Here is a 15238-nt window from a genome sequence, read left to right on the forward strand (position 1 = left end):
GAGACCTCGTCTCATCAGTAGTGGTGGCTTAATACATGTCACCCTGAAGGTTGAGGTCTGCGCCCAACCTATAAACCGGTGATGCGCATCACATTATCGTTCTGTAGTTTGCACGGGGAATGTTTGTGGAAATTAACTGAAGCGTATTTCGTAGTTGTCATAACTACGCCCGGAAATGTCGTTGACCTGCATTATTTCCCTACCCCCGGAAGTGTGTGAATGATGAATAACTAATCGCGAATCGAGGGTTAACGCTCGCTCAATTCTGGATCGTTATTCGCTCCACGCATGTAAATAACCGACCGAGTTCGGTCCAGTGCTGCTTGCAGTCGCGCCGTGTCCGCGCCAGGGCGCGCCATGAGATCGGAAATCGGCGCAGTCTTTACTGGCGATACTCCAGGGGGAGTCACGATGGTTGGAATCACTGTGAGGGAGTCGACTTTCCACGCGCCGTTCGTCGTAAAGTTTGGGCTTTCCGACGGATCGATTGGTGCGAACTCGAAGTTGACGGAGATGCCCTCGTAAGCGGTCGTATCGTTGGAAACCTGGTTGGCAATGTGATTGCCCAGCCCGTATACGACCCACTTGCCGTTGACCTTTTCGATCGGCTGTACGGCGTGGATGTGGTGGCCGTACACGACATCGATGTCAGGGGATTGGGTCAAGATGTTGGCAAGTTCGACTTGTTGTTGAGTGGGCTCGGCAACGTTTTCTTCGCCGGCGTGCATGGCTACCATTACGATGTCGGCTCCGGCTGACCGGGCAGCAGCTGCGCGCGCCAGCAGAGTGCCGGGGTTGAGGTCGTTGACCATCCACGGTTGCTCAACTGGGATGCCATTCGTGCCGTATGTGCCGGTTACGACGGCGACGCTGACGCCATTCTCAGCAGTAAAAATGCGGGGTTGCTCGGCTTCTTCAGGAGAGCGCGCGGATCCGCTATGGACAAGTCCGGCCGCGTCCAACGCGTCTAACGTGCGGAAAAGCCCCTCAGGTCCGAAGTCGACCGAGTGGTTGGAAACTGCGGTGCACATATCCCAGCCGGTTGCCTTGATATACGGCGCAATTTGGGGAGGTGCTTGGAACGCGGGGTAGCCAGAAAATGGCCCCTCTGGCGCTGCGAAAGGAACTTCTTCGTGGCAAATTGCGACGTCAGCGGACTCAATCGTTGGCTTGATGTCCTCGAATACTTCGGTGTAATCAAACGAGCCGTCTGGGCGCATACCGCTTTCGTACACGACTGGGTGCCAGAGCAGGTCGCCAGTCACGTTGACGGTGAATGTGTCTTTGCCCGCCGAAGCGTCATCCGACATGTCCCTGCCCGAATTACGTGAATTCTCCCGATTGCCCGCGCTACTCGGGTCATCGGAATTCCTGGATTCGTTGCTATCGGCAGCGAAGCGAGTGTCGAATGTGTCGGTCAGCGTGCCGACACCAATCAGGAGGCCGCAGCCAATGGCGAGTCCAGTAAGCAGGGCGGGGATGTGTAGGCGAGTGCGCATCAGGGCTCCGAAGTGTGATTTTCCATAAGCATGCTGGGGGAGTTCGTCGTAAAGCAAATTATGGGTGAATAGGTAAATTCACCCGCTTTTCATATAGTGGGAAATGTAGTCCAAAAATGGGGCACGGTTGCGCGTGTGCGCGGGCAATCGCGGAGGATGCATAGGAGATAACGTGTCGAAGGTTTCGTTTTACCGTGGTCAGCAATTGCCGCTGGAGATGCACAAGGTTCGCATTATTCAGAAATTGACGTTGTTGCCGATCGAAGAGCGTCAAAAGGCAATGGCAGAAGCCGGGTATAACACCTTCTTGTTGCAGAACAATGATGTCTTCCTGGACATGTTGACGGACTCGGGCGTGAACGCAATGAGTCAGGATCAGCAGGCTGCAATGTTCACCGCAGACGATGCTTACGCAGGCTCGGCGACGTACACCCGCCTGCACGACAAGCTCGTCGAGATCTTTGGCATGGAGTACTTCCTGCCAGCTCACCAGGGCCGCGCTGCTGAGAACATCCTGGCGCAGGTGCTCGTACGCGAGAACACTGTCGTCCCTATGAACTACCACTTCACGACGACGAAGCAGCACATCACCGTCCATGGTGGCGAAGTCGTCGAGTTGATTCGTCCAGAAGGACTCGAAGTCAACAACACGCATCCGTTCAAGGGCAACATGGACATCGAGGCTCTCGATGCGCTGTTGCAGGACAAGGGTGCCGAAGGTACGTCGTTTGTTCGTATGGAAGCTGGCACGAACCTCATTGGTGGCCAGCCATTCTCCTTGGAGAACCTTCGCGAAGTGTCTGCGCTGTGTAAGAAGGCCGGCGTTCCACTTGTGCTTGATGCGTCGTTGTTGGCTGACAACCTGTACTTCATGAAGGTCCGTGAAGAACAGTGCAAGGACATGAGCATTCGTGAAATTACTCGTGAGATTGCTGATGCCGTAGACATTCTGTACTTCTCGGCACGCAAGCTCGGTTTCGGCCGTGGTGGCGGAATCTGCATCCGTGACGAAGAAATGTTCAAGCAGATGCGTGGCTTTGTCCCGATGTTCGAAGGCTTCCTCACCTACGGCGGTATGTCGGTGCGCGAGATGGAAGCTATCACCGTCGGTCTGGAAGAGACCATGGATGAGGACATGATCAACCAAGGTCCTCAATTCATCGAGTACATGGTGACGGAACTGGATCGTCGTAATATTCCGGTCATTACTCCAGCCGGTGGCTTGGGTGCACACATTGATGCCATGCGATTCGTTGACCATATTCCACAGCATGAGTACCCAGCTGGTGCTCTCGCTGCGGCTCTGTATATCGCTTCGGGTGTCCGTGGTATGGAACGAGGCACCATGTCCGAGCAGCGTGATGCTGACGGAAACGAGCCATTGGCCGATATGGAGCTCGTCCGCTTGGCTATGCCTCGACGCGTGTTCACACTGTCGCAGGTCAATTACGCCATTGACCGTATCGATTGGCTGTACCAGAATCGTCGCATGATCGGTGGCATGGAGTGGGTTGAAGAGCCAGAGATCCTGCGCTTCTTCTACGGTCGACTCGCCCCGAAGACGACGTGGGCAGACGACCTCGTTGCTCAGTTCCGTAAGGACTTCGGAGACAGCCTCTAGGTCGTACGCAGCAACCTTTCACTCGATACCCTGGTCAGTATTTTCAGGCCCGCGGTCATTTGTCAAAAATGACTACCCTGGAACACATGGTCGAGGTACGCATTCATGGACGAGGCGGACAAGGTGTAGTTACCGCGTCCGATCTGGTCGCGATGGCGGCTTTCGCTGAAGGTCGCCACGCCCAAGCATTTCCATCCTTCGGATCGGAGCGCACAGGCGCCCCGGTCGTTGCATATTGCCGCATCAGCGAAACTCCAATTCGCACCCGCGAGCCGGTCCTAGAACCAGATTTGGTCATCGTGCAGGACCCAACTTTGCTCCCGATTATTGATGTCTTTTCGGGCTTGACGACGACGGGGTATGCACTCATCAACTCCTCAAAGCGCAGTGCTGAACTGGGGCTATCTGAGCTTCAAGCGAAGCAGCCGGAAGGACATTTTATGACCATTCCGGCAACTGACATCGCACGTGAACACACGGGGCGAACTGTGCCGAATGCTGTGCTGCTAGGCGCAGTAGCTGCACTGACCGGGCTGTATCGAATGGATTCGGTGAGCGCCGCAATTATGCAGCGATTCCCAGGAAAAGTGGGCGAAATGAATGTCGCCGCTGCCGAAGCGGCATACGCCCTTGTGCAGGAAAAGAAGAATGCAGCGAAGGGTGCGGCACATGCTTAAGCAAATTGAAGGTTCGCAAGCGGTTGCGCAGGCAGTACAGGCATGTCGCCCTGAAGTTGTGTGCGCGTATCCCATTTCGCCACAAACGCACATCGTTGAAGCATTGTCGGCGATGGCCAAGCGGGGCGAGCTGCCAAACTGCGAATACGTCAATGTGGAGTCCGAGTTCGCGGCGATGTCGACGGCAATTGGCGCATCAGCAGCTGGTGCACGGTCGTACACGGCGACGGCGTCGCAAGGATTGTTGTACATGGTAGAGGCTGTGTACAACGCATCTGGCTTGGGCTTGCCGATTGTGATGACGGTGGCGAACCGCGCAATTGGCTCTCCGATCAACATTTGGAACGACCATTCTGACTCGATGAGTCAGCGCGACTCGGGCTGGTTGCAGCTCTATGCGGTTGATAACCAAGAAGCTGCAGATCTGCATGTGCAGGCATACAAGATCGCCGAGGAACTCTCGCTACCTGTGATGGTGTGCATGGACGGTTTCATCCTGACCCATGCGATGGAACAGGTCGTTGTGCCGGAGCGCGAGGACGTCGACAAGTTCTTGCCTCCGTATGAGCCACGCCAAGTTCTCGATCCAGCAGATCCCATTTCGATCGGTGCCATGGTGGGGCCGGAGGCATTCACCGAGGTGCGGTACTTGGCCCACCACAAGCAGTTGGAAGCTCTGGACATCATTCCACGGGTTCAGAAAGAGTTCGAAGAAGTCTTTGGCCGTGCGTCTGGTGGGTTGCTCCACGAGTACAAGACGGACGATGCCGAGACGATCATCGTGTGCCTCGGTTCGGTGACGGGTACGGTGCGCGATGTCGTGGATGCGCGCCGGGCAGCGGGAGAGAAGATTGGCGTGTTGTCGCTGGTGTCCTTCCGCCCATTCCCAACCGACGCGGTGCGCGCTGCGCTGAGTAATTGCACACGATTCATCGTGTTGGAAAAGGCATTCTCGGTCGGAATCGGTGGCATCGTGTCATCGCATTGTCGTGCAGCAATGCGAGGCAAGACATTTATTTGTCACGAGCTCATTGCCGGTTTGGGCGGTCGTGATATTACGAAGGCCTCGTTGAATGCGTATCTTGATCGCGCCGTTGTTGATGACGTCGAAGATACGACGTTCCTGGACTTGGACACGGAGTTGGTGAACCGCGAGTTGCGTCGTGAAGAATCACAGCGACGTTCGGGCGCAATCCCTGAGAACATGTTGCGCGATTTTTCGCATCGCGCCATGACTGGTTCCTTCGAGGAGGAGAAGTCGAATGACTAACGCTGATGCAGTTCATGACGATCGGTTGAGTCGTTACATCCGGCCGAACCGCACGCCGTTGCCAATGCCAACCATCCCGGGCACCGAGATTCCGGCTCGGGAGGAAGCCAAGTTCTACCAGGTTGGGTCTTTTGCCATTGGCAACCGGTTGCTCGATGACAAGCTTCGATCCGTCCAATCTGACACCGACCGCGTGAATTCATTGACCTCGGGTCACCGCGCATGCCAGGGCTGTGGTGAAGCACTCGGTGCGCGATATGCGCTGGACGCTGCGATGGCCGCAACAGACAACAAGGTCATCGCGGTCAATGCGACGGGCTGCCTCGAAGTCTTTTCCACTCCGTACCCAGAGACTTCCTGGAACTTGCCGTGGATTCACTCTTTGTTCGGGAACGCTCCGGCCGTCGCAACCGGTGTGCAAGCCGCGCTGAAAGCTAAGGGTCGTACCGATGTTCGCGTTGTTGCGCAGGGTGGTGACGGTGGCACGGTGGACATCGGCTTCGGCGCGCTCTCTGGCATGTTCGAGCGTAACGACGACGTCCTGTACATCTGCTACGACAACGAGGCGTACATGAATACTGGTGTGCAGCGTTCCGGCGCGACGCCACCAACGGCTCGGACGGCAACGACACAGCCAGTCGGCGACGAGCCAGGTAATACGTTCGGCCAGGGCAAGAACTTGCCGCGTATTGCGATGGCACATGAGATCCCATACGTCGCTACGGCCACTGTCGCTGATTTGCGTGACCTTGAATACAAGGTCAACAAGGCCATGGAGTTCCGCGGTGCGCGCTACATCCATGTGCTCGTGCCATGCCCGTTGGGCTGGGGCACCGTATCAAACCAAACCATCAAGATCGCTCGCTTGGCGACGCAGTCGGGTGTCTTCCCAGTCTTTGAAGCCGAATATGGCGAGGTGACATCTGTGACAAAGCTTCGTCGACCTGTTCCGGTGGAGGAGTACCTGCGACCGCAGCGTCGTTACGCTCACTTGTTTAAGGGTGGCGGAGATCCGGAAACTATCGCTCTGCTGCAGAAGTTGGCTGATCGGAATATTCGTCGCTATAACCTCATCGATGAGGACAGCCTTGACGAATTTGAGAAGTATGAGGGGGAGAACTCGTAATGGCTGGAACTCCAGGAACCGCAGGCTCGAACCCAGTGCCATTGCCGTTTGCAATCTCATTGGGCGTGGGCTCATCGCTGTCGAACCAGACAGGTTCGTGGCGTACCGAGCGTCCGGTGTACGTCAATCTATTGCCACCGTGTAACAAGGCATGCCCTGCTGGAGAAAACGTGCAGCAGTGGCTCTATCACGCAGAAGAGGGCAACTATGAAGCTGCGTGGCGTGAAATTATGCTGAATAATCCGCTACCCGCAGTGATGGGTCGCGTGTGTTATCACACCTGCCAAACAGCGTGTAACCGTGCAGAAGTAGACGAAGCAGTTGGTATTAATGCCATTGAGCGCTTCCTCGGCGACAAAGCGATTGCAGAGAATTGGCAGGTCACTACTGATGTCCCAGCGTCAGGAAAGAAAGTGCTCGTCGTTGGCTCAGGGCCGTCTGGTCTATCGGCTGCGTACCATTTGGCGCGGCTCGGACATACGGTGACTGTGCGCGATTTGGGTGACAAGCCGGGTGGCATGATGCGCTATGGCATCCCCGCTTACCGGCTGCCCAGGAAAATCCTTGATGCAGAAATTGCACGCATTGCAGCCCTTGGTGTGACATTCGAGCAGGGAGTACGCGTCGACGATATTGACGCGGTGCTTGACGAGTTCGACGCTGTCTTCACCGCAGTCGGTGCACAGATTGGCAAGAATATCGGCGTTCCTGCCGGTGAAGCGGCCAACATTATGGATGCCGTGGATGTGCTTCGTGATGTGGAAGCTCGAGGTGACTCAACGGGCGACGATAAACCTTTGTTGGGCCGAACCGTCGTTGTGTACGGCGGTGGCAACACTGCCGTTGACGCTGCGCGTACGGCAAAGCGGCTAGGAGCTACAGACTCGGTCATTGTCTATCGGCGTACCCGCGACCGCATGCCAGCTCACGACTCTGAAGTTGTGGAAGCGGAAGAAGAGGGCATCGCTATGCGCTGGCTGTCCACGGTCAAGCACGTGGACGGTGGCACTATCAAGATTGAGAAGATGGCGCTCGACGAGAACGGTTTTCCACAGCCGACTGGCGAATATGAAGAGTTGGCAGCCGACTCGTTGATTATGGCACTTGGTCAAGAATCGGATTTGTCGCTTCTGGAAAACGTCGACGGTGTCACTATCGATCGTGGCGTGGTGGCCGTTAATGAATACATGATGACTGGGCGTGCCGGAGTCTTCGCTGGTGGAGATATGGTGCCGAGTGAAAAGAATGTCACTGTCGCCATCGGCCACGGCAAGAAAGCAGCGCGACATATTGATGCGTGGCTTCGAGGTTCAATCTACGACCCTGGTGAAAAGCCTGGAGATGCAACTCTCGACCGCATGGAGACCTGGTACTACTCGGATGCTCCGCACAAAGTTCGCGAACGTCTGGAGGGTCCACGTCGCGCTTCCACGTTCGACGAAGTTGTTCAGGGCCTCGATGAAGAATCCGCTGTGTTCGAAGCTCGTCGTTGCATGAGCTGCGGCAATTGCTTTGGCTGTGACAACTGTTTCGGCGTGTGTCCAGACAACGCGGTATTGAAGATTCAACCGGGCGAGTACGAGTTCAAATACGACTACTGCAAGGGCTGTGGTGTCTGTGCTGAAGAGTGCCCATGCGGCGCGATCTCGATGGTCCCCGAAGAGATCTAGCGTGACGACGGTTCGTCGTCACGCACCAACTTCCGAAGCATAGGAAATGCAAAACCGGCCTCCCCGAGGTAGTGGGAAGGCCGGTTACTTGCGATGTGACGCTTTGGTTCGTGTGCGCCTAAGCGCCAAGCTAATAGGCGCGGTCAGGATTTTAGTTATGCGGTCGCTGGACCGTCAGCGTCGATTTCGTCGGAGTGGTTCGAACGAATCAGGGAGACTGCGATCGACGAGGTGATACCGAAGCCAGCCAGCATGAGGCCAACACCGAAGCCGCCGTAGGTTTCTGCGATGGCTGCAGCCAACAGTGGCGGAATTGCGCCACCGAGGATTGCTGCGATGTTGTAGGCAAGGCCTGCACCGGTGTAGCGGAGGTCAACGCGGAACAGCTCTGGGAGCATTGCACCAGCTGGGCCGTATGCGATGCCGAAGATCATCAGGGTGCCGTAGAGGCCTGCGGTGAAGCTCCACAGCGTACCCATGTCAAGGATGTAGAACAGGAATGGGCTCCAGATAACAGCGCCGATGGTCGAGATCAGGATGACCTTGTTGCGGCCGATGCGGTCAGAGTACAGCGCCGACAGGGCGGTGGAGATACCGAAGACAATTGCTGCGCCCATACCGATTGCCAGAACTGCCTGGCGGGAGTGGCCCAAGGTGCCGGTTGCGTAGCTGGTCAGGAACGAGGTGCCCATGTAGAACAAGGTGAATAGGGAAGCAAGTGCGACGCCACCGAGGACAGCTTCCTTCCACTGGTAGCGGAGGGTATCCATGAACGGGAAGGTCTTCTTTTCGGCTACTTCGCCCTTTTCGCGACGCTCGAGCTCCTTAGCGAACGATGGAGTCTCGTCGATGACAACTCGAACGTACATGCCGATTGCGACCATTACGACCGAGAGGACGAATGGGATACGCCAGCCCCAGTTGATGAAGGCATCCGAGGTCTCACCGAGGAGAACGCTGATCAAGAGGAAGGTGCCGGAGGAGAGGAAGAATGCGATAGCCGGGCCGATCTGCGGGAAGATTGCGTACAGTCCGCGCTTTCCTGGTGGTGCGTACTCGGCAGTCAGCAGGGTTGCACCTGCCCACTCACCGCCCACAGCCAAGCCCTGCGCGAAACGCATGGCTACCAGCAGGATTGGGCCCCAAATGCCAATGCCGTTCTCGAACAATCCCCAGGCGCCAGATTGGTAGCCAGGTAGAAGGCCAATGAACAGGGTTGCGAAGCCCATCAACAGTAGCGTCCATACCAGGGTGCGCTTGCGGCCAAGCTGGTCACCGAAGTGACCGAAGACGATGGAGCCGAGTGGGCGAGCAAGGAATGCCACGCCGAAGGTTGCGAACGACGCGATGGTGGACATCAGTGGCGTCATATTCGGGAAGAAGATCGTCGGGAAGACGAGAGCGGCAGCGGTGCCATAAATGAAGAAGTCGTAGAACTCGATGGTCGTACCGATCATCGAAGCGGTTGCGACACGTCCAAGAGTCGCTTCCTTCTTGTCCTTCTTTGGCGTGTGTGCTGCACCGGTTGCTACAGCCGGAGCGTTGTGCTCCTGGGCAGTCGATGCAGTGGTCGTGGCAACCGGGGCATGATTTGGCAGCGGAGGAGTAGCTGCCACATTGGTCCCCGTAGGCGAGGTGGTCTGATTAGTCACTAGTTGAACTCCAGCGTCGGGGTCTTGTCGGCTACACCGTCGCGGCACTCGGTGTGCGCGGCTTGGTGAACGGTGTAGTTAAGACCGATTAGCAAGGTAAGACCAAAGCTACGTAGATGTGTTCTGGGTCACATATACCCGAAAGGGTATATTGTGTAAATATAACTAAAAAACGGACAGGAAAAGTCTTCGGAACGCCGTTAAAAATGCCGTTGTACTGCACAAACAAAAAATCACACCATGGTCAGGTGCGAGTAAATAATTTCTAAGAGAAAGGAAAAAGAAGTTTTACGGCAGCAGGCCGAGGGTACGAGCACGGCTTACCGTCGCGTGCCGGCCCGACGTTCCGAGCTTTGTAGCAGCGTTTCGTAAATAAGCTTTCACTGTTTCTCCGGACAGTCCCAATCGCACTCCGGTCTCTGCATTTGTGCAGCCGAGTGCAACGTGAGCAAGTACGTCCAACTCTCGTGCGGTGAGACGGGGGAGATCCTCCCGAGGGGCATCAAGTCCGGAAATTCCCGCTAGGCCCTGGGATGCGGACATGAGGCGAGCTTTCAGGTCACTGTCGTCAGTGGAAGCGGCAATCGAGCGCAAATCAGCGTGGATTTCCCGGAGCTTTTCCCGATCGGCAGAGCTCACCCCTTCGCCAATAATTGGCACATGGGCTGCCTCTGCCATAGCAAGACGACGATCGACCTCATCGCGAATGCGCAGCTCATCGGCAGTCTGCCGGGCAATCTGCAAGCCTGTATTGCGTACCCGATCACCAATAGCGCCGGTGCGCCGATAGGCACCGTAGAGGACCATGCGTACTTGGTCGGAGACAACCACCGGAATGGCCATCACCGAGCCCAGCTCTTCCACATTGACTTCACTACGGTAGCTGTCGGTGATGATTTTTGCTGAAGCATAATCTGTCACCGCAGCTGGCCTGCGGTCCCGCAAACTCAATCCGCCAAGACCTTCGCCGGAGTGGACAGTCAGGCCGCGCAAAGAATCAGTTAGAAGACCAACGCCTTCAGTGATGACAACCTGGTTTGAGTTGCCCATCCCAGCGAACACCACAGGTAGCTCTGCATTGCGACGCAAAGAACGCACCATCTGGCGGACTAGCTCCCGGTCTTCCGGGCGGGATTGGGCAGACATGCGCATAGTTTACCCATGGAAACTTCAAGGAATTTGCAGTTTCCAGGATTTCTCTGCCTCGGGTTGGCGCAGAAGGTGGAGGGGTGATCGTCGTGAAGTAAACGACGTAGAGGAGCAAAGATGTAGGTACTTCACTACGCAAGACTAATGGCGATGTAGTGTTGCTATTGCTACTTCATCCACGGGAGCGCCAACCGAATCTCCGGCGCTGAGAGGACACCAGGTATCGGGTGTCGACCGATTGAACCTGAGCCGGGTAATTCCGGCGTAGGAAAGGACAGTGCAGAACTATGGTTTCTCGCGCGCTCAAATCAGCCCCTCCGCAAGAGGGCGAAGTTACAACCGGGCCTATCTATCGCAGTCACAAGCACTATGACAATGTGGACTTTGCAAACGAATTTGGTTCAGCTACGTTGCGCATCCCGGCGCGACGCATTGAGCTGACAGATGGTGGCCACTTTGATGTGTACGACACCTCGGGCGTGTATACCGAAGAGAATCCACAACTGGATTTGAAGGCTGGCCTGGCAAAGATTCGTGAGCAGTGGTCGATGGCTCCGGCAGTCGCTGCGGATCCGACAAAAGATGATTCGCCACAGGTAAAGACACAGCTGGCATGGGCTCGAGCTGGCATCATTACGCCGGAAATGGCGTTCGCTGCTGCTCGTGAGGGCGTCGATCCGGAGATTGTGCGTGAAGAAGTAGCCGCTGGGCGCGCAGTCATTCCGGCGAATCACAAGCACCCTGAAATCGAGCCAATGGTCATTGGTAAGCGTTTCGCTACCAAGGTCAACGCAAATATTGGCAACTCTGCTGTGACCTCCTCCATCTCGGAAGAGGTAGAGAAGATGGTGTGGGCAACTCGGTGGGGCGCCGACACGATCATGGATCTGTCTACGGGCAGCGACATTCACGAAACTCGGGAATGGATCTTGCGGAATTCTCCAGTACCAGTCGGTACTGTGCCCATCTACCAAGCACTGGAGAAGGTCAACGGCGAGCCGTCGAAGCTCACGTGGGAGTTGTACCGCGACACCATCATTGAGCAGTGCGAGCAAGGTGTCGACTACATGACTGTCCATGCTGGCGTGTTGCTGCGCTACGTCCCGCTGGCTGCAAATCGTGTCACTGGCATCGTTTCGCGCGGTGGTTCGATCATGGCGGCCTGGTGTTTGGCTCACCACACTGAGAGCTTCTTGTACACCCGCTTTGCGGAGCTCTGCGACATTCTGGCGCAGTATGACGTGACGTTCTCACTTGGCGACGGGTTGCGTCCAGGCTCTATCGCTGACGCTAATGACGAGGCCCAGCTCTCCGAGCTGAAGACACTCGGCGAATTGACCAAGATCGCTAAGTCCCGTGGCTGCCAGGTCATGATCGAAGGTCCGGGACACGTGCCCATGCACAAGATTCCAGTCAACGTCGAATGGGAAGAGGAGTGGTGCGAGGAAGCACCGTTCTACACCCTGGGCCCACTGGCTACTGATATTGCTCCAGGCTATGACCACATCACGTCAGCGATTGGTGCGGCAATTATCGCGCAGTCAGGCACTGCGATGCTGTGTTACGTCACCCCGAAGGAACATCTTGGTCTTCCAAATCGCGACGACGTAAAGGTCGGTGTGATTACATACAAGATCTCCGCTCATGCAGCTGACTTGGCAAAAGGGCTGCCACGTGCACAGGAGCGTGACGACGAACTGTCGAAGGCACGCTTCGAGTTCCGTTGGCATGATCAGTTTGCGCTGGCTCTTGATCCGGATACTGCACTCGACTATCACGATGAAACCCTCCCAGCAGAGCCAGCCAAGACAGCTCACTTCTGCTCGATGTGTGGACCTAAGTTCTGTTCCATGCGCATTTCGCAGGATGTCCGCGATTATGCAGCTGAAAAGGGGTTGGAGACTGTCGAGGCTATCGAAGCTGGTATGGCCGAGATGTCGGATCAGTTCGCAGAGTCAGGTGGAAAGGTGTACTTGCCAATCGCGGGGCAGTAGCCCTCATTCCATGTCGTGACACTTCACTCAATTGTGAAACGCTGAGATGAATACTGAAATGCCCAACCAGATATGTTTAAGTATCTTAGCTGGGCAAAGTATTAGACGTTAACCACAAGGGGTGCATGGCCATTTCTACAGGGCTGACAGAACCGCGACGACCGTCGGAAAGCACACGGTCGTCGCGGACACCACAGAAGCCAACGTCTCTACTAAGGCGTAGAAATAGTCAGCCGAAACGACCTGCTTCGGAAGCCGGAGTAATGTCTTGGCAGCTCGGAATTCTGGCCATTGTCATGGGCGTAGCCAACGCGTGGGCCTGGTTCGAACGCCAGCAGCCGGATGACTGGGCATCGCTGTGGATTGCCGGCATGCTTGTAGATCGAGGTCAGGTTGACCACCTGTACGACCGTGACCCAAACGAGTTTTCACTTATCGCTGGTGACGAATGGCTGTCTGCCGCTGCTCAGCTGCCAACGCCTTTTCCGCATCCTTTCGTCCACAATCCATTCGTGGCCTATCTAATGGCGCCACTGACGAATTGGATGGAATTTGAAACGTCCGTCGTGTGGCTATCTGCATTGACCGGTGCTGCCATGGTTGTACTGGTCGCCTCGGTATATCGCCTTTGGCACTCAACTACCATGCCGTGGGGATATGCAGCGGCGGCGACCATCGCGCTTGCAGCGATGCCGTCGACTCAGACTGTCACGTGGATCGGGCAGACGACCATGCTTGTTACTGCTGGTGGGGCATATGCCCTGGCGACATCGTCGAGAAGTCCGTACTTTGCAGGCATCGTGTTGGGCATGGTGGCCGCAGTGAAGATCACACCCATTGTGCTCATTCCGGTGCTGTTGTTTGCACGCCGGCGTTGGATTGCCGGTGCAGTAGCAATCGGTGTGACGTCCTTGCCGTTCTTGGTTACAGCGTTGACTCTGAACAAGTCCCTGCTGGACAAATGGTGGAGCAGTCTGAAGGACATCAACGATGGCGTGTTGGTTGGCGAAGTGAATCAGTCTTTGTCATCAGCCATGTTGAAACATGAAATTCCCGCTGAGGCAGGGGTCATTCTCGTACAGGATTACCCAGGCAGCGTCCGTACTTTGCCGATAATTCTTGCTGTCGCAATGGTCATAATCACCATTGCTGTTGCCTGGGTGAATCGCTACTACCGCTTCCAAATTCTCGCCTCAATGGCTTGGGGAATTGGTGTCGCCTTTTCGACGATCGTTTGGGAGCATTACCTCGTTCTTGTCGTGATGTTTGCTGCGGGAATTCTTGCGATGTCGAATACATCGTGGACCAAGCACATTGCCTGGAGTGGAGTGGCGGCAGTTGGTTTTATGCTGGTATTCCCGATGGCCATGCCGACTGGTGCCATTGCCCTTGTTGAAGGCACGCCGTACACAGGTATTACAGCACTGATCACTGCAATGGTGTTGTTGTTGATCACTGCAGGTATACATGCGGCTCACGGCGACGGTCGCGATGTCGGCGACTCTATGCTGGGATTTGATGAACTCGACCATCTTGTGCGGGCACACCAGCAGTACGGCAAGCACAGTGCCGGTCACCACCGCGCACATTAACTCCGCGTGCAGCAACTAAATGCTATCTGCCCCTAAGCTTGCAAGAATTCCAACCACCTCGGTAGTTCGCGCTGTGCTTGCTCATAACCCAATCTGTACGCTTCAAGCACCTTGTCCAGGTTGCGCTCACGATTATTAATCCGCATATCAGTAGGGAAGAACTGCAGCGCTTTGCCTTGGCGTTCGTATTCTTCAAGCTTCTCAGCGGTCGCGTTGTAGCGCGTCGGGCGTGCGAGAATCGCTTCAGCCAGGATTGGTTCCTTACGGAACACCCTACGAACAAGTCCAGGTCGGGTCGATTCTTCACGACGAAAACCCTCCGGTCGGGTACGAATCACCAGAAACTTGTCAAAACCATCGGCTTCAGCTGCGTCGAGCGGGATGCCACCAGATGGCCCAAGCGCTCCGTCGACGTATTTTTCGCCATCGATAATGGTGGGGCTCATCAAGCCAGGGAGTGAAGACGAAGCCCGAACGCGAGTCATCATGGAATCGACATCGGTCATGTCTTCGCGACCCCAGTAGACCATTTCGTCGGAAGCCAGTTTTAGTGCACCAATGCGGAAAGGGATCTGACTCTGCATCACATTGTCAAAGCGGAAAGGCCCAAAATTCTCGTACGTTGTGATCGGCGCTGTGTGATAGATGTACTCCGAATCGAAGTAGCCACGACCTCGAAAGAAACTGCCCCACCCGCCGTATTTCGGATCGACGGCGATTGTCGTCATCGAACCAATATTCCGTTGAATATCGCCTGCCAAGTAGTTCGATGTCAGGGAAGAGCCAGCGGAGATTCCACCAACCCAACCGACATCGATGCGTTCTTCGAGGAGCGTCGTCACGCAGCCTGCGGTGTAGGCGTTTCGCATGCCTCCGCCTTCAAAAATCAGAGCGACTTTTGGGGCCTTAGTGCGTGGCAACGAGTCATCAGCAGGAGCGTTCATGAATGGCAATTCTAACGTGATGCGGATTAATCAGTAATGATGGG

The 15238-nt window shown here is 55.7% G+C and carries 11 protein-coding genes and 1 riboswitch; of the genes, 7 read left to right on the forward strand and 4 right to left on the reverse strand.

What is annotated here, in order from left to right:
• Positions 1-248: 248 nt before the first annotated feature.
• Positions 249-1499 carry a CapA family protein gene (locus WG934_RS03580; RefSeq protein WP_339988724.1) on the reverse strand — a complete coding sequence of 417 codons (1251 nt, stop codon included), beginning with the start codon at positions 1497-1499 and terminating at the stop codon, positions 249-251.
• Between the two features lie 172 nt (positions 1500-1671).
• Here WG934_RS03580 and WG934_RS03585 point away from each other — a divergent pair, with 172 nt between their 5' ends.
• The 5 genes from WG934_RS03585 (at position 1672) to WG934_RS03605 (ending at position 7863) form a co-directional block, all read left to right on the forward strand.
• On the forward strand, positions 1672-3120 hold the full coding sequence (locus WG934_RS03585; RefSeq protein WP_339977673.1) for a tryptophanase: 1449 nt from the start codon (positions 1672-1674) through the stop codon (positions 3118-3120).
• Between the two features lie 86 nt (positions 3121-3206).
• Positions 3207-3797: a 2-oxoacid:acceptor oxidoreductase family protein gene (locus WG934_RS03590; RefSeq protein ID WP_339977675.1), complete on the forward strand. Its 591-nt coding sequence runs from the start codon at positions 3207-3209 to the stop codon at positions 3795-3797.
• The gene (locus WG934_RS03595; RefSeq protein ID WP_339988725.1) at positions 3790-5067 is read left to right on the forward strand and encodes a hypothetical protein; all 1278 of its coding nucleotides are present in this window, start codon (positions 3790-3792) and stop codon (positions 5065-5067) included. The genes WG934_RS03590 and WG934_RS03595 overlap by 8 nt, the downstream gene beginning before the upstream one ends.
• Complete coding sequence (locus tag WG934_RS03600; protein WP_339988727.1) at positions 5060-6193, forward strand: thiamine pyrophosphate-dependent enzyme; 1134 nt, start codon at positions 5060-5062, stop codon at positions 6191-6193. Before WG934_RS03595 ends, WG934_RS03600 begins: the two co-directional genes overlap by 8 nt.
• Complete coding sequence (locus WG934_RS03605) at positions 6193-7863, forward strand: NAD(P)-binding protein (protein ID WP_339988729.1); 1671 nt, start codon at positions 6193-6195, stop codon at positions 7861-7863. The genes WG934_RS03600 and WG934_RS03605 overlap by 1 nt, the downstream gene beginning before the upstream one ends.
• 155 nt (positions 7864-8018) lie before the next feature.
• On the opposite strand, the gene WG934_RS03610 is transcribed toward WG934_RS03605, so the two are convergent.
• Positions 8019-9515 carry an MFS transporter gene (locus WG934_RS03610; RefSeq protein WP_339977683.1) on the reverse strand — a complete coding sequence of 499 codons (1497 nt, stop codon included), beginning with the start codon at positions 9513-9515 and terminating at the stop codon, positions 8019-8021.
• A gap of 288 nt (positions 9516-9803) precedes the next feature.
• Positions 9804-10661, reverse strand: coding sequence for a LuxR C-terminal-related transcriptional regulator (locus WG934_RS03615; RefSeq protein WP_339988730.1), 858 nt, complete (start codon positions 10659-10661; stop codon positions 9804-9806).
• Positions 10662-10832: 171 nt separating this feature from the next.
• A riboswitch (TPP riboswitch) is annotated at positions 10833-10953 on the forward strand.
• Here WG934_RS03615 and thiC point away from each other — a divergent pair.
• Both thiC and WG934_RS03625 read left to right on the forward strand, forming a co-directional pair.
• The gene (thiC, locus tag WG934_RS03620) at positions 10952-12658 is read left to right on the forward strand and encodes a phosphomethylpyrimidine synthase ThiC (protein WP_339977687.1); all 1707 of its coding nucleotides are present in this window, start codon (positions 10952-10954) and stop codon (positions 12656-12658) included. It overlaps the preceding riboswitch by 2 nt.
• A 263-nt stretch (positions 12659-12921) precedes the next feature.
• Entirely contained in the window at positions 12922-14250 is a 1329-nt protein-coding gene (locus WG934_RS03625; protein ID WP_339988732.1) for a glycosyltransferase family 87 protein, read from the forward strand.
• Between the two features lie 32 nt (positions 14251-14282).
• On the opposite strand, the gene WG934_RS03630 is transcribed toward WG934_RS03625, so the two are convergent.
• Positions 14283-15194, reverse strand: coding sequence for a patatin-like phospholipase family protein (locus WG934_RS03630; RefSeq protein WP_339988733.1), 912 nt, complete (start codon positions 15192-15194; stop codon positions 14283-14285).
• Positions 15195-15238 lie beyond the last annotated feature (44 nt).

The organism is Corynebacterium sp. H78, assembly GCF_037572275.1.
GTDB lineage: Bacteria > Actinomycetota > Actinomycetes > Mycobacteriales > Mycobacteriaceae > Corynebacterium.